General features: G+C 62.0%; 18 protein-coding genes and 2 tRNA genes. 9 read left to right on the top strand and 11 right to left on the bottom strand.

Features of this window, described 5'->3' with window-relative positions; translation table 11 throughout:
• Position 1 precedes the first annotated feature (1 nt).
• From JMN37_RS08955 to rpmH, 6 genes are all read right to left on the bottom strand, one after another.
• Complete coding sequence (locus JMN37_RS08955) at positions 2 to 883, bottom strand: ParA family protein (RefSeq protein ID WP_252931829.1); 882 nt, start codon at positions 881 to 883, stop codon at positions 2 to 4.
• A 20-nt stretch (positions 884 to 903) separates the two neighbouring features.
• Positions 904 to 1521, bottom strand: a complete 618-nt coding sequence (gene rsmG, locus JMN37_RS08950) for a 16S rRNA (guanine(527)-N(7))-methyltransferase RsmG (protein WP_252931827.1) — start codon at positions 1519 to 1521, stop codon at positions 904 to 906.
• A gap of 92 nt (positions 1522 to 1613) precedes the next feature.
• On the bottom strand, positions 1614 to 2594 hold the full coding sequence (gene yidC / locus JMN37_RS08945) for a membrane protein insertase YidC (RefSeq protein ID WP_070363380.1): 981 nt from the start codon (positions 2592 to 2594) through the stop codon (positions 1614 to 1616).
• Between the two features lie 23 nt (positions 2595 to 2617).
• Entirely contained in the window at positions 2618 to 2920 is a 303-nt protein-coding gene (yidD, locus tag JMN37_RS08940) for a membrane protein insertion efficiency factor YidD (RefSeq protein ID WP_071573183.1), read from the bottom strand.
• Positions 2899 to 3270 carry a ribonuclease P protein component gene (gene rnpA / locus JMN37_RS08935; protein WP_252931825.1) on the bottom strand — a complete coding sequence of 124 codons (372 nt, stop codon included), beginning with the start codon at positions 3268 to 3270 and terminating at the stop codon, positions 2899 to 2901. The genes yidD and rnpA overlap by 22 nt, the downstream gene beginning before the upstream one ends.
• A gap of 22 nt (positions 3271 to 3292) precedes the next feature.
• Entirely contained in the window at positions 3293 to 3430 is a 138-nt protein-coding gene (gene rpmH, locus JMN37_RS08930; protein ID WP_070478313.1) for a 50S ribosomal protein L34, read from the bottom strand.
• A gap of 881 nt (positions 3431 to 4311) precedes the next feature.
• On the opposite strand from rpmH, the gene dnaA reads away from it, so the two are divergent.
• The 5 genes from dnaA to gyrB all read left to right on the top strand — a co-directional run bounded on the left by dnaA (position 4312) and on the right by gyrB (position 11652).
• Complete coding sequence (gene dnaA / locus JMN37_RS08925; protein ID WP_070363378.1) at positions 4312 to 5835, top strand: chromosomal replication initiator protein DnaA; 1524 nt, start codon at positions 4312 to 4314, stop codon at positions 5833 to 5835.
• A 720-nt stretch (positions 5836 to 6555) separates the two neighbouring features.
• On the top strand, positions 6556 to 7761 hold the full coding sequence (dnaN, locus tag JMN37_RS08920) for a DNA polymerase III subunit beta (protein ID WP_252931823.1): 1206 nt from the start codon (positions 6556 to 6558) through the stop codon (positions 7759 to 7761).
• A 9-nt stretch (positions 7762 to 7770) separates the two neighbouring features.
• Entirely contained in the window at positions 7771 to 8949 is a 1179-nt protein-coding gene (gene recF / locus JMN37_RS08915; RefSeq protein ID WP_252931821.1) for a DNA replication/repair protein RecF, read from the top strand.
• The gene (locus JMN37_RS08910; RefSeq protein WP_252931820.1) at positions 8936 to 9535 is read left to right on the top strand and encodes a DciA family protein; all 600 of its coding nucleotides are present in this window, start codon (positions 8936 to 8938) and stop codon (positions 9533 to 9535) included. Before recF ends, JMN37_RS08910 begins: the two co-directional genes overlap by 14 nt.
• A 77-nt stretch (positions 9536 to 9612) precedes the next feature.
• Complete coding sequence (gyrB, locus tag JMN37_RS08905; protein WP_252931818.1) at positions 9613 to 11652, top strand: DNA topoisomerase (ATP-hydrolyzing) subunit B; 2040 nt, start codon at positions 9613 to 9615, stop codon at positions 11650 to 11652.
• Here the strand turns inward: gyrB and JMN37_RS08900 are convergent.
• The 5 genes from JMN37_RS08900 to JMN37_RS08880 form a co-directional block, all read right to left on the bottom strand.
• Positions 11649 to 12098, bottom strand: a complete 450-nt coding sequence (locus JMN37_RS08900; RefSeq protein ID WP_070478304.1) for a DUF6918 family protein — start codon at positions 12096 to 12098, stop codon at positions 11649 to 11651. The genes gyrB and JMN37_RS08900 overlap by 4 nt on opposite strands.
• Positions 12099 to 12256: 158 nt before the next feature.
• Positions 12257 to 12643 carry a hypothetical protein gene (locus tag JMN37_RS08895; RefSeq protein ID WP_252931816.1) on the bottom strand — a complete coding sequence of 129 codons (387 nt, stop codon included), beginning with the start codon at positions 12641 to 12643 and terminating at the stop codon, positions 12257 to 12259.
• A 33-nt stretch (positions 12644 to 12676) separates the two neighbouring features.
• Positions 12677 to 15502, bottom strand: a complete 2826-nt coding sequence (locus JMN37_RS08890) for a Rib/alpha-like domain-containing protein (protein ID WP_252931814.1) — start codon at positions 15500 to 15502, stop codon at positions 12677 to 12679.
• Between the two features lie 67 nt (positions 15503 to 15569).
• Positions 15570 to 15839 (bottom strand): TetR family transcriptional regulator, encoded by a 270-nt coding sequence (locus tag JMN37_RS08885; RefSeq protein WP_252931813.1) that lies wholly within the window; start codon positions 15837 to 15839, stop codon positions 15570 to 15572.
• Positions 15832 to 16047, bottom strand: coding sequence for a CopG family transcriptional regulator (locus JMN37_RS08880; RefSeq protein ID WP_070975462.1), 216 nt, complete (start codon positions 16045 to 16047; stop codon positions 15832 to 15834). The genes JMN37_RS08885 and JMN37_RS08880 overlap by 8 nt, the downstream gene beginning before the upstream one ends.
• A 96-nt stretch (positions 16048 to 16143) precedes the next feature.
• Here JMN37_RS08880 and gyrA point away from each other — a divergent pair, with 96 nt between their 5' ends.
• The 4 genes from gyrA (at position 16144) to JMN37_RS08860 (ending at position 19312) form a co-directional block, all read left to right on the top strand.
• Positions 16144 to 18708, top strand: a complete 2565-nt coding sequence (gene gyrA / locus JMN37_RS08875; protein ID WP_252931811.1) for a DNA gyrase subunit A — start codon at positions 16144 to 16146, stop codon at positions 18706 to 18708.
• A gap of 3 nt (positions 18709 to 18711) precedes the next feature.
• Complete coding sequence (locus JMN37_RS08870) at positions 18712 to 19056, top strand: DUF3566 domain-containing protein (RefSeq protein ID WP_070478297.1); 345 nt, start codon at positions 18712 to 18714, stop codon at positions 19054 to 19056.
• A gap of 98 nt (positions 19057 to 19154) precedes the next feature.
• A tRNA-Ile gene (locus JMN37_RS08865) sits at positions 19155 to 19228 on the top strand.
• Between the two features lie 11 nt (positions 19229 to 19239).
• Positions 19240 to 19312, top strand: a tRNA-Ala gene (locus JMN37_RS08860).
• Positions 19313 to 19617 lie beyond the last annotated feature (305 nt).

The following is a 19617-nucleotide window of genomic DNA, read 5'->3' as shown; positions in this document are numbered from 1 at the left end:
GTTATTCCTCGCCCTCGTCAAGTTGTTGGGCCACCTGGGGGCTGACTCCGATGGGCCCCGTGGTGGCGTGTGGTTGGTAGTCGCCGCGTGTTGCCAGTTCGCGGGCGGCGTCGTAGTAGGCCAGCGCTCCGCTGGAGAGTGGGTCGTAGTCGATGACGGTCTGGCCGTAGCCTGGCGCCTCGGAAACCTTCACGGAGCGCGGGATGACGTTGCGCAGCACCACTTCGCCGAACTGGTTGCGCACTTCGCCGGCGACGTCGGCCGCAAGCCGCGTGCGGGCGTCGTACATGGTGAGCACGATCGCGGAGATGTGCAGGTTGTGGTTGAGGTGCTCGCGGATCATGCTGATGTTGCCGAGCAGCTGGCCGACGCCCTCAAGCGCGTAGTACTCGCACTGGATGGGGATCATGACTTCGTCGACGGCGGTCATGGCGTTGATGGTGAGCAACCCGAGTGATGGTGGGCAGTCGATGAAGACGTAGTCGAAGTTGTGTTCTTCGAGGAAGCCGCGCCGGATGGCGTCGTGCAGCCGGTATTCGCGGCGCACCATGGACACCAGCTCGATTTCGGCGCCGGCGAGGTCGATGGTGGCGGGGATGCAGTAGAGGTTCTCGTTGTTGGCGTGCGCCTGCAGTGCTTCCTCGGGCGTTGCTTCGCCGATGAGGACTTCGTAGCTGGAGGTGGTGCCGGAGGTGTGCTCGGCGCCGAGCGCGGTGGAGGCGTTGCCCTGCGGGTCCAGGTCGATGACGAGGACGCGCATGCCTTGGCGGCTGAGTGCCGACGCCATGTTCACCGATGTCGTCGTCTTGCCGACGCCGCCCTTCTGGTTCGCAACGGTGAACACGCGGGTGTGCGCGGGGCGTTGCAGCGTGGCGTTGTCCATGCTGGTGGTGTTCCTTTCCGCTATTTCCGCACGATTCGGATGAGGGTGGTGGGCTGGTCGAGGACGTCGGCGCCAACCTGGAAAATGTTCGGCGTGATCCCCCCGGCTTTCGCAATCGCCCGCGCGTCGCGTTCTAGTTCTTCTGCAACACTAGCGCCTTTCAGCGCCAACATCGAGCCCCCGTGGCGTACCAGTGGAAGGCTCCAGCCGGCGAGCTTGCCCAGGGGTGCGACGGCGCGAGAGGTGACCACGTCGAACTGCCCGCCGGGCTGTTCCTCGGCGCGGCCGCGGACGACGGTAACGTTGTCCAGTCCCAACTCGTTTTTGACCTCGGCGAGGTACGTGGAGCGCTTCAGCAGCGGCTCGATGAGGGTAAAGGAGACGTCGGGGCGGGCGATGGCCAGTGGGATGCCGGGCAGCCCTGCGCCGGAGCCGATGTCGGCGACGGTGGTGGCGTCGTCAAGTGCTTCGGAGACCACCGCACAGTTGAGGATGTGCCGTTCCCACAGGCGGCTGACTTCTTTGGGGCCGATGAAGCCGCGCTCGGCGGCGGTTGTGGCGAGCGATTCGTGGTAGGCCTCGGCGAGCGGCAGGCGATCGCCAAAGATGGTGGCGGCTGCTGTGGGCTGTTCTGACACGGCTGTGTACTCCTTTGAATTTTTAGTCTGGCATCGACTCTAGTAAAAGTAACGCCCCCAGCAAACACTTGCTGGGGGCTGGGGGCTACCGGTTACTTGCCTTGCTGCTTGCGCTGCTTCTTGCTGCGCTTGTCCACCTTGCGGGCACCGACAACGGGAGCGGAGGCGCGCTTGGCTTCCGCCTTGGCGCGTTCCTCGGCCTCTTCCTCGGCGTCCATCTTGGCAAAGACGATGCGGGTCTGGAAGAAGGTCCACACGTTGTTGGCCAGCATGTAGAACAGCAGGCCGATGTGCCACAGGAAGCCGGACGCGATGATCATGACCGGGAAGACCCAGAGCATCATCTTGTTCATCATCTGCATCTGCTGTTCCATCATGGCGGCGTTGTCACCGGACGGGGAGTTGACCTTGCCGGCGGCGCGGCGTGCGGCCTGACGGTTCATGGACATCCGGGCGTTGAGGTGGGTGAACGTCGCGGAGATCAGCACGAGCGGCAGGCACACCATGATGATGTTGGCGCGGGTGAAGTCCAGGCCGGTGAACGCCGCGAAGGCGTCTTCTGGCATGGACATGTACGCGGAGAGCGGCACACCGAAGAAGTCGGCGTCCAGGAAGGAGCGGACGTCTTCTGGGGAGAACGCGTAGTTGGCCAGGTTGCGGTTCTCTTCAACGCTCAGGCCCAGCTGGTTGGGGCCGGTGCCGGTGCGGTTGAAGGAGCGCAGCACATGGAACAGGCCGATGAACACGGGCATCTGCGCCAGCGGGACGATGCACGAGGCGAGCGGGTTGGTGCCCATCTCCTTGTACAGCTTCTGCGTCTCTTCCGCCATTTTCTGCTGGTCGTTCTTGTACTTTTGGCGGATTTCCTGCATCTTCGGCTGCATTTCCTGCATCTTGCGCATGGACCGCATTTGGTTGACCATGGGCTTGACCAGCAGGGTTCGCAGGGTGAAGGTGAGGAAGACGATGGACAGGATCCATGACAACGCCGAGTCTGGCGAGAGGATGAAGCCGAATACTTTGTGCCAGAACCACAGCACCCAAGAAATCGGCCAGTAGATGAAATTCAGCACTTTGGGGTGTTTCTCCTCGTTGGTTACTTGGTGGTCGTTCCTGTGGACGCGTCCGTACCGCTGCCGGGTACTGGGTCGAACCCGCCGGGGTGCCAGGGCCCACATTTACAGACGCGGGCCACGCTGAGCAGGGTGCCTTTGATGGCACCGTGTCGCGCGACCGCTTCGAGTGCGTAGGCGCTGCACACTGGCATGAAACGACACGTCGCACCCATCTTAAGGGGTGAGAGGTACTTTTGGTAGCAGCGTACGGCCTTCACGAGTGCCCGCGCGGCCGCGGTTGGTGGTGCGGGGATGCGTTGGCCTAGGAAGTTGTAGTACGCCATTTGTCCAGGGCTTTGCGCAGCGCGGCGTCGTAGTCGTGTGCGAGTTGCGCGCTCGTGGCGGTGGCTGAGGCGGGCAGGGCCCTCACCACGACGTCGTGGTGCAGCTCCAGCTTATCGACGCCCCCTCGCAGCACATGCCGCAGTTTCCGAGACACCGCGTGCCTGGTCACCGCGTTACCGACCTGCTTGGACACGATCAGTCCGAAGCGCGGCCCGCCGTGCAGCGCGATGGTGTCGCCGGCCCGGGAGCGGACGTGGACGATTAAAGTGCGAGACCCCGCGCGCACTCCTTTCCTCATGGTCTGCCGGAAGTCGGCAGAGGAGGAGAGTTTGTGCGGGCGGGGTAACACGATGTCGCTGCGCTTCGGGCGTTTATGCCGTCAGGCTTGCGCGGCCCTTCTTGCGGCGCGCGGAAACGATTGCGCGGCCGGCGCGGGTGCGCATGCGGGCACGGAAGCCGTGCTTGCGTGAACGACGGCGGTTGTTTGGCTGGAAAGTCCGCTTAGACACGGTGGACTCCTTATAAGAGGTCACGACGGCCAGCGGGAACCCGCCGCGGTGTGCGACGCATTCCCTCCCGGGGTAGTAGCCGTCCCGGAATTGCAATGTTCAGGTTGAGATTGCCCGGCCGCGGCGCGTTGTGCGCGTTGACCTGCATGCATCACCTTCGCTGACTCGCCCTGGGTGGGCGGCCCGGTGCACTGCGTAGATGGTGCTCTCAAGCACACCGTGGGCATGTTGCTTCGCGCCCGTGGTGTGACAGACTACGCCAGACTACGCGAAAAACCGCTGGTTGTTCAAATCGACACACTGTCTTTTGAGCCGGGTGGGGCGCAGGTCCATTCGTTTACCCCCGTAATTACAAGGGTGTACTTTCGCGCAGGTGGTTGCATATTTTCGAACACCGGGGGCCGCGCTATCACCGGCCTGACGCGCGATTACTTCCCAACACGCGTACGCAATGTTCGAGATTTCCTGTGAATCACATCCGTGAAACGAGTTATCCACAGGGTTGTGGCGTGCGGGCTGTTAGACATTGCAAGCTCACACCGGGTAACAATGATAAAGCACCACAATTACACACGTTCTTTCTCCACATCGCTGTGGATAACTGTGAACAACAGGTTGAGACTTTGCGGCGTAATTTGTAATTACAGCAGGTCACAGCCGGTAAAAGTTCCGTGAAAAGTTATCCACAGGGGAGGGGGAAGGCTGTGAACAACTTACTCACCGAAGTTATCCACAGGTGTGGACAAGTCTGTGGAAGATACTGGTGAGACGCAGGTTTTGGAATTACAAAATCTGTGAAACAGCGGTGGAATGTACGTGAAATTCCACAGTTGTGACGAACGTCACTAAATGACATGTCGGATTAGGAGGAAAGCGGGACGTTGGCAGAGCAAGACATCGAAACGCTATGGCGCACCATCGTCGCTGACCTGCTGGCGCTGTCGGCGCAGCCCAGCTCGCAGGTCCCGTCGCTCACCCCACAAGAGCGCGCCTACCTCCAGCTCGTCCGCCCCGTCATGCTTGTCGACGGCTACGCCATCCTCTCCGCCCCCCACGCCGCCGCAAAAACGGTCGTGGAGCAGTCCCTGGCACCGCACATCACTGCGCTGCTGGCGTCCCACCTGGGCAAACACTGCACGCTCGCCGTCTCGATCCAGGCGCCAGAAGCCCCGGCAGCGCCTTCAGCTCCGCCTGCCCCCGAGGCCGTCGACCCGGCCCACATGACCCCCGGCGAGCAAATCCCAATGGGCCTCGATGAACTCGCCGAGATGCACGCCCGCCAACAGCAACAACACCAGGCGCCGGCGCACCCGACCGTCCCTAAGCGAATCCCCCGCGAAAAGCCTGCCCACGACCCCGAGCGCGAGACCAGCCTGAACCCGAAGTACACCTTTGAGAACTTCGTCATCGGCTCCTCGAACCGCTTCGCCAACGGCGCCGCCGTCGCCGTCGCCGAGAACCCGGCCCGCGCCTACAACCCCCTGTTCATCTGGGGTGGCTCGGGCCTCGGCAAGACGCACCTGCTGCACGCCGCCGGCAACTACGCGCAGGTCCTGCAGCCGAACCTCCGCATCAAGTACGTCTCCTCCGAGGAGTTCACGAACGACTACATCAACTCCGTACGCGACGACCGCCAAGAAAGCTTCAAGCGCCGCTACCGCAACCTCGACATCCTGATGGTCGACGACATCCAGTTCCTCGAGGGCAAGGAAGGTACCCAGGAGGAGTTCTTCCACACCTTCAACGCGCTGCACCAGGCGAATAAGCAGATCATCCTGTCGTCTGACCGCCCGCCGAAGCAGCTCACCACCCTCGAGGACCGCCTCCGCACCCGCTTCGAAGGCGGCCTCATCACCGACGTCCAGCCACCAGACCTGGAGACCCGCATCGCCATCTTGATGAAGAAGGCGGCCGCCGACGGCACGCAGGTCGACCACCAGGTGCTCGAGCTCATCGCCTCACAATTCGAGTCGTCGATCCGCGAGCTCGAGGGCGCCCTCATCAGGGTCTCGGCCTACTCTTCCCTTATCGACGAGCCCATCACCCTCGACGTCGCCCAAGTCGCCCTTCGCGACATCCTCCCCGACGAAGGCGACATCAACATCAACGCCTCCACCATCAAGGAGTACGCCGCCGAATACTTCAACGTCACGATGGACCAGCTCATCGGCGCAGGTAAAACCCGCCAGGTGGCGCACGCCCGCCAGATCGCGATGTACCTGTGCCGCGAACTCACCGAACTCTCCCTCCCCAAGATCGGCGACGAGTTCGGCGGCAAGGACCACACCACCGTGATGTACGCGGACCGCAAGATCCGCAAGGAGATGACGGAGAACCGCGGCACCTACGACGAAATCCAGGAACTGACCCAAATCATCAAGGCCCGCGCCCGCACCCTGCGCTAACTTTCGTCGCTCTCGGCGTCGCCCGCACCAAATTCCCTCACGCACCCCCAGCGACCTGGGGAAACACAAGCCCGACTCCCCAAATCCCGGAATTTGGTGCCCCACCTGGTCTCTCAGTGCCAAAAGACGCACCCACTTTTGCCTAGCCCTTTTTCTGCCAGACACTTTGAACACCTAGTCCATATCAGATTGCGACATTTGGCACTCCCACCTCCCGCACCCTAAAAATCCATCCACAGACTTATCCACACCTGTGTAATTACACCGCTGTAATTCACATTTAGGGGCAAAACACCTAAGTGACCCCCACCACAAAGAGACCCACATCACACACCACAGGCCTTGTGGATAACGTGTGAATCCCCAGTGGACAACCCTTCCTGAGTTGTGCACAGATCAAATGACAGAAAATCTATCCACAAGCGCCCGGAGTTATCCACATTTCTTCCACAGGCAATTGCACACCCTGTTTTCGCGTTCCGACCACGGCGAATTCGTGTAATTCCACAGATTGCACAGGACTTATTGTTGTTCCCAAGGTTTTTACTTGTAATTCCTAGAGTAGAAAGGGGAGCTGTGCAGAACGGCGCACAAACGACCGACGCCCCAAAAAGCCATGAGCCAGGCGTGTGAAAACTCGAATGACAAAAAGCGTGTCCCCGCCTAAAGTGAGTACGTAATTACAAGAATCTCTACGTACTGCAAGGAGCCCGTGTCACTATGGCGGACATCCAAGACAACTTGAATTCCAACGTTTCCTTCCGCGTGCACAAGGAGGACCTGTCGGACGCGGTGGCGTGGGTTGCTCGGATGTTGCCTACGAAGAACACGCAGCCGATTCTTCGCGCGGTGTTGATTACGGCGTCGGATGAGGGTTTGGAGTTCGCGGGCTTCGATTATGAGGTGTCGTCGAGGGTGCGGATTGCGGCGGAGGTCGCTACGCCGGGTCGCGTTGCGGTGGCGGGCAAGTTGTTGTCTGACATTGTTGCGAATATGCCGAATCAGCCGGTTGAGGTTTCTACGAGTGACACAAAGTTGCTTCTCGACGGCGGCTCTGCCCACTTCGAGCTGCCTTTGATGCCGTTGGACGATTATCCGCAGTTGCCGCAGTTGCCTGAGGTGACTGGCACGATCGGTTCGGAGGACCTCAGTGGCGCGGTGATGCAGGTGGCTGCCGCGGCGGGTAAGGATGACACGTTGCCGATGCTGACTGGTATCCACATTGAGGTGGAGGGTTCGACGTTGCACTTGACGGCGACGGACCGTTTCCGGTTGGCGTTGCGTTCGTTGGAGTGGTCGCCTGCTGGTGAGGGGGTGCAGGCGAAGCTGCTGGTGCCGGCGAAGACGTTGTTGGATAACGCGCGGACGTTGGATACGCAGTTGGAGGAGCCGGTGCAGATTGCCGTTGGTGGCGTCGATAATGTGGGCGCGGACGGCTTGTTTGGTTTGCATGCGGGCAATCGTGAGACGACGACGCGTATGTTGGATGCGGATTTCCCGAATGTGCAGCCGTTGTTGCCGAAGGCGCATACGTCGATGGCGTCGGTGGAGGTGGCTCCGTTGTTGGAGGCGATTCGCCGTGTGTCGTTGGTGGCGGATCGGAATGCGCAGTTGAGGTTGCATTTTTCGGAGGGTCAGGTGACGTTGTTTGCGTCGGGGGCTGATTCGGGTGAGGCGTCGGAGTCGATTCCTGCGCAGTTTGTGGGGGAGGATGAGCTGCTGATTGCGTTTAATGCTGGTTATTTGCGTGATGGTTTGTCGGTGATTGGGACGGATCGTGCGGTGTTTGGGTTTACGGAGTCGTCGCGTCCGGCGATTATGATTCCGGAGCCGGAGTCGTTGCCGGAGAAGGGCGATGATGGGTTGTTCCCGACGCCGGAGACGAATTTCACGTATCTGTTGATGCCGGTTCGCCTGCCGGGCTAGTTTGCCACGATGTACGTTTCGGAGCTTGACCTGCGTGATTTCCGTTCGTGGCGGGAGTTGCATGTGGATTTGGAGCCGGGCGTCACGGTGTTTTCGGGCCGCAATGGGCACGGGAAGACGAACATTGTGGAGGCGGTGCGGTACACGTCGATGCTCGGGAGTCACCGGGTGGCCACGGACGCTCCGCTGATCCATTCGGGGGCGAGTGATGCGCGTGTGTCGGCGACGACGGTGAATGAGGGGCGCGCGCTGACCACCCATGTGCTGATTAAGGCGAGTGGGGCGAATCAGGCGCAGATTAATAGGACGCGGTTGAAGTCGGCGCGTGAGCTGCTGGGTGTGCTGCGGACGGTGATGTTTTCGCCGGAGGATTTGCGGTTGGTGAATGGGGAGCCGGGGGATCGTCGCCGGTTTTTGGATGCGTTGGCGGCGGTGCGTACGCCGCGTCATGGTGGGGTGAAGGCGGATTATGACAAGGTGTTGCGCCAGCGTAATGCGTTGTTGCGTTCGCAGAATATGGCGTTGCGCCGCGGTTATGGGGATGCGGCGGGAGCGGGTGCGTTGAGTACGTTGGATGCGTGGGATGCGCAGTTGGCGCGGTATGGGGCGCAGCTGCTGGCGGGCAGGCTTTTGCTTGTCGACGCCCTCTCCGACCCCATCACGGAGTCCTATGCGTCGGTGGCGCCGGAGTCGCGGGCGGCGTCGGTGGAGTATACGTCGACGTTGGATCGGGCGGTGTTGGAGTTGACGGGGGAGGCGTCGCGGGATCCGCAGGTGTTGGAGGCGGCGATGTTGTCGGAGTTGGGGAGGCGTCGAAAAGAGGAGATTGAGCGTGGCTCAACGCTGGTTGGTCCGCACCGGGATGATTTGGTGTTGATGTTGGGTCAGCAGCCGGCGAAGGGGTATGCGTCGCATGGGGAGACGTGGTCCTTTGCGCTGAGTTTGCACTTGGCGGAGTACCGCTTGTTGGCTGGTGAGGGCACGGATCCGGTGCTGATTCTGGATGATGTGTTTGCGGAGTTGGACGCGAAGCGCCGTGAGCGGTTGGTGCACGTGGCGGAGTCGGCGGAGCAGGTGTTGATTACGGCGGCGGTCGGGGATGACTTGCCGGGCAACCTTGATGGGGCGGTGACGGCGCGGTATCACGTGCGGATGGAGGAGGGGGTGTCGCACATTGAGCGAGCGTGACTTGGTGGGCACTACCTTTGACCAGTTGCGGCGCACGGCGAAGCGGCGCGGCGGGAGGTTGCCGGATTTGTCGAAGCAGGGAACGAGCGTGGTGCCGCGCCGCAGCCAGGGCAAGGGCCGTCCGGTGAAGGATATTACGGTGCCGGGGCTGCACTTTGAGCAGGAGGAGCGCAGGCCGTGGTTGGAGCGGGGTCGGCCGACGGGCAAGGATGGTCGGGCGTTGCCGCGCAGTTATAAGGTGAAGTCGTTTTCGTCGCTGTTGGGGAAGGAGATCCGGAAGCGCGATTGGACGGAGAACATGGCGTATGGCTGGGTGATGGGCAATTGGGAGGGCCTGGTCGGCGCGAAGATCGCGGAGCATACGAAGGTGGAGATGATTAAGGACGGCGAGGTCTTCATCACCTGCACGACGACGGCGTGGGCGACGCAGCTGAAGTACATGCAGTCGACGGTGCTGCGTGCGATTGCGGAGAAGGTGGGCCCGGATGTGATCCGGAAGCTGCATATTTATGGGCCGCGGGTGAAGAGTTGGCGCTATGGTCCGCTGCACGTGAAGGGGCGGGGGCCGAGGGACACGTACGGGTAGTCGTGGGGTTTGGTGTCCTGTTTTACGTGTAAGATAGGACGGGTTAATGACATTTTTCAGGAGGAGCGTCTTTTCCAGTGGCTGATCAACAACCTCATTATGACGCGTCGTCGATTACTATCCTCGAGGGCCTTGAGGCCGTCCGGAAGCGCCCAGGTATGTACATTGGGTCGACCGGCGAGCGTGGCCTGCACCACTTGGTGTGGGAGGTCGTGGATAACTCGGTCGATGAGGCGATGGCGGGCTATGCCGATCGCGTCGATGTGACTCTGCTCGCGGATGGCGGCGTAGAGGTCGTCGATAATGGTCGTGGTATTCCGGTGGAGATGCACCCGTCTGGTGCGCCGACGGTGCAGGTCGTGATGACGCAGCTGCACGCGGGCGGTAAGTTCGACTCGGAGTCGTACGCGGTGTCGGGTGGCTTGCACGGTGTGGGTATTTCCGTGGTGAACGCGCTGTCCACGCGCGTGGAGGCGGACATTAAGCGCGATGGCAAGCACTGGTACCAGCGGTTTGTGAACGCGCAGCCGGAGCCTCTGGAGGAGGGCGGCAATGCCCGCGGCACGGGTACGGCGATTCGTTTTTGGCCGGACCCGGAGATTTTTGAGACCACGGAGTTCAAGTGGGACACGATTGCGCGTCGTCTGCAGGAGATGGCGTTCCTGAACAAGGGCCTGACCATCACGCTGAAGGACGAGCGCGTCTCCGAGGAGGAGCTTGAGCTCGAGGCGATCGCGGAGGAGGGTGAGACGGCCGCTGCGGTTGGCTCGGACTCGTTTGACGACGCCACCGAGGGTGACACATCTGCTGCCCCGAAGAAGCGCGAGAAGAAGGTCACGTACCACTACCCGGACGGTTTGATTGATTACGTCAACTACCTGAATAAGTCGAAGACGGCGATCCACCCGACGATCGTGGGCTTTGACCAGAAGGGTGACGGCCTTGAGGCTGAGGTGGCGATGCAGTGGAACAGCTCCTTCAAGGAGTCTGTGCATACGTTCGCGAACACCATTAATACGCATGAGGGCGGTACGCACGAGGAGGGTTTCCGTGCGGCGTTGACCACCCTGATGAACCGTTACGCGCGTGACCATAAGCTGCTGAAGGACAAGGAGCCGAACCTCACTGGTGATGACTGCCGTGAGGGACTCGCGGCCGTGGTGTCTGTCCGCGTGGCGGACCCGCAGTTTGAGGGCCAGACGAAGACGAAGCTCGGCAATACCGAGGTGAAGGGCTTCGTGCAGCGCGCCGTGAATGAGAATCTGTCGGATTGGTTTGATGCCAACCCGGCGGAGGCGAAGGCCATTATTTCGAAGGCTGTGTCGTCGTCGCAGGCGCGTCAGGCGGCGCGCAAGGCGCGTGACTTGGTGCGTCGCAAGTCGGCGACGGACTTGGGTGGCCTGCCGGGTAAGTTGGCGGATTGCCGTTCGAAGGACCCGAAGCTGTCCGAGCTGTTCATTGTTGAGGGTGACTCAGCAGGTGGTTCGGCGAAGCAGGGCCGCGACTCGATGTACCAGGCGATTCTCCCGCTGCGCGGCAAGATCCTGAACGTGGAGAAGGCCCGCATGGACCGCGTGTTGAAGAACGCGGAGGTCCAGGCGATCATTACCGCGCTGGGTACTGGTATTCATGAAGAGTTCGATATTTCGAAGCTGCGCTACCACAAGATTGTGCTGATGGCGGATGCTGACGTCGACGGCCAGCACATCGCAACGCTGCTGCTTACCCTGCTGTTCCGTTTCATGCCGGAGCTCATTGAGGAGGGCCACGTCTACCTGGCGAACCCGCCGCTGTACAAGCTGAAGTGGGCGAAGGGCGAGCCTGGCTACGCCTTCTCCGACGCGGAGCGCGACCAGCTGCTCGCGGAGGGCCTGGAGGCCGGCCGCAAGATCAACACGGATGACGGCATCCAGCGCTACAAGGGTCTGGGTGAGATGAACCCGAGCGAGCTGTGGGAGACCACGCTTGACCGGGATCACCGTATTCTGCGTCGTGTTGATGTGGAGGACGCCCAGCGCGCTGACGAGCTGTTCAGCATCCTGATGGGCGATGATGTGGCGGCTCGCCGCTCCTTCATCACCCGCAAGGCGAAGGACGTCCGCTTCCTGGACGTCTAGCCTTCCATCTGCTTTTCGACGACCTCTCCGATCCGCGGCAACGCAGGCCCCACGATCTTGGCGGCCTTGCTGCGGAAGGTGGCGTAGATCTTCTGTACGCCGGCTGGCATGGAGTCGCGGAGGTTGTCGCCGAGTGAGACGAGTTCTGTGACCACGTCGTCTTCGTGTTGTGCGAGGTATTCGCCGAAGGCGGCGTGGTCGCTGTTTTTGTAGTCTTCCCAGCGGGGGTTGAGCTGCTCGAGCAGTTGGGGGAGTACGGTGTTGATGCCCTTGTGCAGGATCCGGGCGTCGACTTTCTTTACGCCCGCGATTGCGGAGCGCAGTGCCATGCCGGTGAGTCCGCTTTGGTCTGCGACGGTCTGGTCGACCACTCCGGCGAGCGCGTCGACGATTCCTGGGCGGCGCCCATTGTGCAGCAGTGCGTTGAGTCCTTGTGGTGTTTCCATGCCGTTGATTGTATGACAAATGCGACCTGCCCCCTGGCAGGTCGCATTGTTACGTTGAGCGTTGCGGCTCTTCCGCCACAGCAGTCACACAGGACACTGTAACCACAACAGGAACAAACTTATCATGAGTCACAGCGGTTACATACTTGGGGTGGGGTTTAGACCTTGGGCAGCATCTTCTGCAGCTCGTTGAGGTCGATCTTGGAGAAGTCGAAAATGCGGTTACCCTGGGAGGATCCCATCACGCCCGAGAGTCCTGCCTGGCGCGCGAGGTCATCGACGGCTGCGCGCAGTGGGGGGACGGCGTCGACAATGACTTGGCCAACCAGCAGGGTGAGCAGCGCCGCGATGGTCAGCGAGACCGGCGCTGAGCCCGTGTACGCGCTGCCGAGCGGTGGCTGCTTCGGAGGGGTGACGGTCGGCGTGATCACCGGCGTCGGTTTGGAGGATCCGGATGACCCCGATGGAGCGGTGGTGGCTTGCGGCGCGACGATCAGCGACGCCGCGACCCCGCCGGCGAGGACGATAGCACTCATTTTCTTCATAGTGCTTAGAATATCGTCCCCGCGCGAACGGTGTTAGCGAAGCAGTGAGTTGATGTCGACGTACTGCAGCACGTAGTTCGCCGCGCCGGCCAGCAGGCCGAGCAGCGCGAGCACACCAACCACGATGCCGATGGTCGCGCCCGTGCTCGAGCCTTCCTCCTTCGAGGAGGAGCTGCTGGAGTTGTCGCTGCTCGATCCGGTGTCACCACCCTTATCGACGTCCCCTCCGCCCGCAACGGTCGCCTTCAGCTTGTAGTCCTTCGTCGACCAGTCCGGGAACGTCGCGGTGACGGTGTAGTCGATGGAGGCACCAGGCTTCGCGTCCGCCGGAGGCGTGATCGTGACCTCACCTGTGTTCGGGTCGGTGGCGAACTTCCAGCCGTCGTACGTACCGTTCGGGCCCGTGAACTTGGTGCCTGCAGGAGCGTTGCCGCTTGGGCGCTGCACGATCGTGCCGCCAGCGTTCACCTTCGGGTTTTCAAAGTCGACGTCCGACTTGTCCGCCTGGGACTCCTTCGGCTTTGCTGGCGTCGTCGTGTTCGTTGGTGCGGTGCCGGTCGGTGCGGTGCTCGTTGGCTGCTCGCTGGTGGACGGCGCCGTGGTGGTGCGCTCCACGTAGACGGTGACTTCGTGAATCTGCCTCGACTTGTCTGGGAAGACCACGGTGACAGGGAAGCTCACAGTGGTACCAACCGTCGCGTTTGCTGGTGCAGTAATTCGAATCTCACCAGTCTGGCTGTTCGTGGTGGCGGACCATCCTTGCTGCGACCCGCTCGGCCCGTTGAACTTCGTGCCGGCCGGGAATTCGCCCTTCGGCTTCAGCGTCACGGACTCGCCCGCGTGCACCGGCGTGCGCGCGTACTCAATCTTGGTCGTCTCATTCTGCGGCCTCGAAGGCTTCGTCGAGGTCGTTGGAGTCGTCTCACTTGTCGACGCCTCTTCGGTTGTCCGCGGGGCGGACGTGGTGGGCTCCTCGCTCGTTGGTTCGGTTGTCCGCGGGGCGGACGGTTCCGCTGCGGAAGTGGTCGCCTTGGTGGTGCTCGGCTCGCTCGTCGGTTCCGTCGAAGGCTGCTCGCTTGTCCGCGGGGCGGAAGTCGTTGGCTCTTCGCTCGTCGGTTCGGTTGTCCGCGGCGCGGACGTGGTGGGCTCCTCGCTTGTCGGTTCGGTTGTCCGCGGGGCGGACGGTTCCGCTGCGGAAGTGGTCGCCTTGGTGGTGCTCGGCTCGGTCGAAGGCTCGGTCGAAGGTTTGGTCTCCGACGTCTTCGGCGTAGTCGTCTCCTTTGCCTTCACGGTGACGTGGAATTTCGTCTCCTGCTTGGAGCCGTCGCGGAAGTAGATCTCGAGGGGAACCGTGAAGTCGAAGTCACGGGCGTGGCTTGGTACTTCAACGGAGACAGCGCCGTCCTTGTCGGTATTGACCTTCACGCCGTTGACGCTCTGGTTCTTCGGGCCGTTGACGGTGGCACCGGTAGGGAGTGCTTCGGTTGGTTTGAACACGCGGTTCTCACCGGCCTTGACGGTCACGTCCTTGTAGGTGACCTTGAACTTGTCGGACTCGGGGTTAGTTGGTGCCTCGAAGAGGACGACCGCGTTGGTGACGGTGCGGGAACCGTCGGGGAACTCGACGCGGACAGGCACGTTAATCTGGGTGCCTGCGCGGGTGCCCTCTGGGGCGTTGACGGTCACCACACCGGTCACAGGCGCGATGCCGATCTCCCAACCCGTTGGTGGCGTCGCGTTCATGGCGAACTTGGTGCCCTCCGGCACATCCTTGAGCGCGGGGGTGATGGTGGCGGTCTCATCGGCTGGGGATTTCTCCACCGGGTAGTCGACGCTAGCCTTGCTGGACTGCCACACGGGGTCCTTGGTCACCTCGACCTTGGCCTGTACGAAGTCTTGGGATTCGTCGGAGTAGGTGACGATGACGGGCACATTCGCGACGGCACCGGCAGCGAGCGGCTGCTTTGGTTTCGCGGTGATGGTGCCGGTGGTGGCGTCGATAGACAGGTCCCACAGCTTGGACTCGCCGAGGATCTTGAACTTGGTGCCTTCGGGCAGCTTAGCGGTCTGCTTGAGAGTGGCGGTTTCGTTGCCTGCGATCTGTGCTGTGGTGTACTCCGGTGTGTGCTTCGCGGCGAGGCGGTCGGATGGCGGGGTGGTGTTGCCGTGCTGGTCGGCGACGGTGACTTTGGCGTGCTTGACGTCGGAGGAGCCGTCGGGGAACTCTGCGCGAACTGGGATGGAGAGCCAGGAGCCGTAGCCGATGTCGCCGGCCTTGACCGTGACGGCGCCGGTGGCCTCGTCGACGCTTACTTCCCACTTCTCAATCTTGTCACTGTTGAGGTAGAACTTCGTGCCCTGCGGGAACGTGCCCGTGGGGGTAACGGTGACACTCTGCTTCGGCTGGACCAGCGAGTCCTTGTACTCGATGGTGGAGGTGTGGGCGTTGTTGTTTCCGCCAGGAACGACGGTCACTTCGGCGTCGTAGGTGGCCGTGGTCTTGTCGGCGAAGAGAACCAAGACACGGTAGCGCAGTCCCTGGCCGGGGCGCAGCTTCGGTGCGGCCTCGATGGTAACGGCACCCGTCTTTTCGTCGGTGGTCAGCTTCCAGCCGTCGATGCTGGTCGGGCCGACGGCCTTGGCGCCCTCTGGGAGAGGGACGCTCGGTTCGACGGTGATGGTGTCGCCTGCGGTGATTTCGGCGTCGCGCCATTCGCGCGCCTCCTGAGACTGAGACGCCGCAGATGCCGAATCAGACGCAGCAGCAGTCTCCTCCGCACGCAGTTGTGGTGCGGCCAGGCCGGCGCCGATCAGTGCTGCGGTGGTTGCCAGTACAGCGGTGTACTTTGTAGCGTTCATTGTTCCTCCACCAAGTGTTTTCTAATGGTCCGTGTAAATAGTTGCCAGTGTAGGAGAAAGTGCGCAATTACGCTTCCTCGACCCACCGCAAATAGGTGGTGCCGGCGACGTCAGCGAAGGCGTCGTTGGCTCCGGTCAGGGGGCGCAGGGCCCGGATCGTGTCGGCGAGGCCGCGAGCGGCGGCGTGTGCGGTGTCGTAGACGGGCACGCCGTGGAGGTGGGCGCCGGGGACGGCGGCGCAGGCGCAGAGTGCGGCGAAGGAACGTATTCGCACCTTATATATATGCGCGCATTCGTCGGCGATGGCCAGCAGCTGCTCGCTGCTCAGGCTACGCATCGCGGGCCTGTCGGATGCGGCGTTCGGTGTGGGCGTATTCCTGCAGGGTGGTGCGGGCGAGGTTGGTAATGGTGGCGTCGTCAAGAAGGCGGGAGGCGGCGGTGACGATGGCGCGGCGGGCGGCCTCTTGTTTGGAGCAGCCCCACGCGGAGGCGAGCATGATGAGCGCTGTGTTTTCGTCTGTGCTGAGTCGTAGCGTCATAGCCATGCCGCGATGGTATCAGAGTGATACCACGGCGCAGGGGTGATTCGGTGCACAAGGCGCTAGAATCGGTAGGAACCAATGTTTGACGAAAGGTGAGCAATGAGTGATGACACTCTAGGTGGCGGCGGCTCCGACGCCATCCAGCCCATTGACATCAACGAGGAGATGCAGACGAGCTACATCGATTACGCGATGAGCGTGATCGTCGGCCGTGCGCTCCCGGATGTTCGCGATGGCATGAAGCCGGTGCACCGCCGCATCATTTACGCGATGTACGACCACGGGTACCGCCCCGAGCGTTCGTACGTGAAGAGTGCCAAGCCTGTCGCTGACACGATGGGTAACTTCCACCCGCACGGTGACATCGCCATTTACGACACGCTGGTGCGCATGGCTCAGCCTTGGGCGATGCGCTACCCGCTGGTGGACGGCCAGGGTAACTTCGGTTCCCCGGGTAACGACGGCCCAGCGGCCATGCGTTACACCGAGTGCAAGATGACGCCGCTGGCGATGGAGATGGTCCGCGACATCCGCGAGGACGCCGTGGAGTTCTCCCCGAACTACGACGGCAAGACCCGCGAGCCGGACGTGCTGCCGTCACGCGTGCCGAACCTGCTGATGAACGGCTCGAACGGTATCGCCGTCGGTATGGCCACCAATATCCCGCCGCACAACTTGAACGAGTTGGCGGAGGCTATCTACTGGATGCTCGACAACTACGACGCGGATGAGCAGGCGGCGCTCGACGCGGTGATGGAGCGAGTGAAGGGCCCGGACTTTCCGACGGCCGGCCTCATCGTCGGCGATCAGGGCATCAAGGACGCCTACACCACGGGCCGCGGTTCGATCCGCATGCGTGGTGTGACCGAGATCGAGGAGATCGGCAACCGCCAGGTCATCACGATTACGGAGCTGCCGTACCAGGTCAACCCGGATAACTTCATCCACAACATCGCGGAGCAGGTTACCGCGGGCAAGATGGTGGGCATCTCCAAGATTGAGGACGAGTCCTCCGACCGCGTGGGCATGCGCATCGTGGTCACGCTGAAGCGCGACGCGGTTCCTCGGGTGGTGCTCAATAACCTGTACAAGCACTCGCAGCTGGAGACGAACTTCTCCGCGAACATGCTCTCCATCGTCGACGGCGTGCCGCGCACGCTGCGCCTCGACCAGATGCTGCGCTACTACGTCAAGCACCAGATCGACGTTATCGTTCGCCGCACCAAGTTCCGCCTGGATGAGGCCGAGAAGCGCGCCCACATCCTGCGTGGCCTGGTCAAGGCCCTCGATGCGTTGGACGAGGTCATCGCCCTGATCCGTCGCTCGCCAACGGTTGACGACGCCCGCCAGGGCCTGATCAAGCTTCTCGACGTCGACGAGATCCAAGCCAACGAAATCCTGGCAATGCAGCTGCGCCGCCTGGCAGCGCTGGAGCGCCAGAAGATCATCGACGACCTGGCCGAGATCGAGCGCAAGATCGCCGACTACAAGGACATCTTGGCCCGCCCGGAGCGCCAGCGGGAGATCGTTGGCAACGAGCTGCGTGAGATCGTCGAAAAGTATGGCGACGAGCGCCGCACCCAGATCGTGGCCGCAACCGGCGATGTGACCGAGGAAGACCTCATCGCGCGCGAGAACGTCGTGGTCACCATCACCTCCACCGGATACGCGAAGCGTACGAAGGTGGATGCGTACAAGTCTCAGAAGCGTGGCGGCAAGGGTGTCCGCGGGGCGGAACTGAAGCAGGACGACGTGGTGAAGCACTTCTTCATCTGCTCCACCCACGACTGGATCTTGTTCTTCACCAACTTCGGCCGCGTGTACCGCCTCAAGGCTTACGAGCTGCCGGAGGCGGGCCGCACCGCTCGCGGCCAGCATGTGGCGAACCTGCTGGAGTTCCAGCCTGAGGAGCGCATCGCGCAGGTCATCCAGATCCAGTCCTACGAGGACGCCCCGTACCTGGTCCTGGCCACCCGCGATGGTCGCGTGAAGAAGTCCCGCCTGACCGACTACGAGTCGGCGCGTTCCGCAGGCCTCATCGCGATCAACCTCAACGAGGGCGACGCCCTGATCGGCGCCGCACTGGCAGGCGAGGAAGACGACCTGCTGCTCGTCTCTGAGCAGGGCCAGGCCATCCGCTTCACCGCTGACGACGACCAGCTGCGCCCAATGGGCCGCGCGACCGCCGGCGTGAAGGGCATGCGCTTCCGCGGCGACGACAAGCTGCTCGCAATGACCGTGGTCCAGGACGGCGAGTTCCTGCTCGTCGCCACCGCTGGCGGCTACGGCAAGCGCACCGCGATCGAGGAGTACAACACCCAGGGCCGCGGCGGCATGGGCGTCATGACCTTCAAGTACACCCCGAAGCGCGGCAAGCTGATCGGCGCCCTGGCGGTCGATGAGGAAGACCAGATCTTCGCCATCACCTCCGCCGGCGGCGTAATCCGCACCGAGGTCAACCAGATCCGTCCGTCCTCCCGCGCCACGATGGGCGTCCGCCTCGTCGACCTCGCGGATGACGTTGAGCTGCTGGCCATCGACAAGAACGTCGAGGAGCAGGGCGAAGAGGAGGCAACCGCGGTTGCCAAGGGCGAGAAGACGATTGAGGAAGCCAAGGAGCAGACCGCCTCGTCCATCTCCGCCTCGCCGAAGGATGGGGAGTAAATCATGGCCGCCCGCAAGATAGTGGTGCGGCGCGTGGGTGTCGCCTCCGTGTTTAAGGTGGCGACAATCCTCGCCCTCGTCGGCTTCGTCGCCTGGATGCTGGGCGCGGCCATCGTCTACTACGGCCTCGCGCAGACGGGGGTCATTGACTCCTTGAACTCGCTGGTCAGTGGCGTCGGCGGCGACCAAGTTATCGACGCCACCCTGGTCATGTCCGCGGCCGGCCTCTTCGGGCTCATCGGCGTGGTGTTCATCGCGGTGATGGCCCCGCTGACGGCGTTGCTCTACAACGCCATCGCGGACCTGGTCGGCGGCGTCACCCTGGTGATGTCCAACAGAGCGCGATAGCCGTGAGATACCTACCGCTATAACCACTATAAAAACACCGCTTGTACTGGCGATTTGTCAAAGGTTATAGTGGTAGGTAATCTTACTTCTCGTTCCCAGGGCCTATAGCTCAGTCGGTTAGAGCGCATCGCTGATAACGATGAGGTCGCAAGTTCGATTCTTGCTAGGCCCACAGGAACAAAAGGGGCATTAGCTCAGTTGGTAGAGCACCTGCTTTGCAAGCAGGATGTCAGGAGTTCGATTCTCCTATGCTCCACAGGTTCACCCTGGTCTCCGGTTCGGAGACCAGGGTTTTTTCGTGTGGGAAGGCCGCACCCCCTGTTTGGTGGCAGTGGTGTTTTAAGTGTGATAGATCACTTTTTTGTTGCGTGCGTTGCCAGCTTTTGTGAAGGTGCTGGTCAGGGGGATTTTATTGTGGGTTTGGTGGGGGTTTTGTGGGGGTTTGTGTGGTTTTGTGGTGGTGGGGGCGTTGTGGACTACTTTCAGGGAGATTTTTGTGATTGAATAAATGTCTGTCAGTTTGTGGATCCGTGTTCAGATGGTCTTCAGGCTGCTTCGAAT

The sequence above is a fragment of the Corynebacterium lipophilum genome, assembly GCF_024102595.1.
GTDB lineage: Bacteria > Actinomycetota > Actinomycetes > Mycobacteriales > Mycobacteriaceae > Corynebacterium > Corynebacterium pseudogenitalium.
This window is presented reverse-complemented; position numbering and strand designations above follow the sequence as displayed.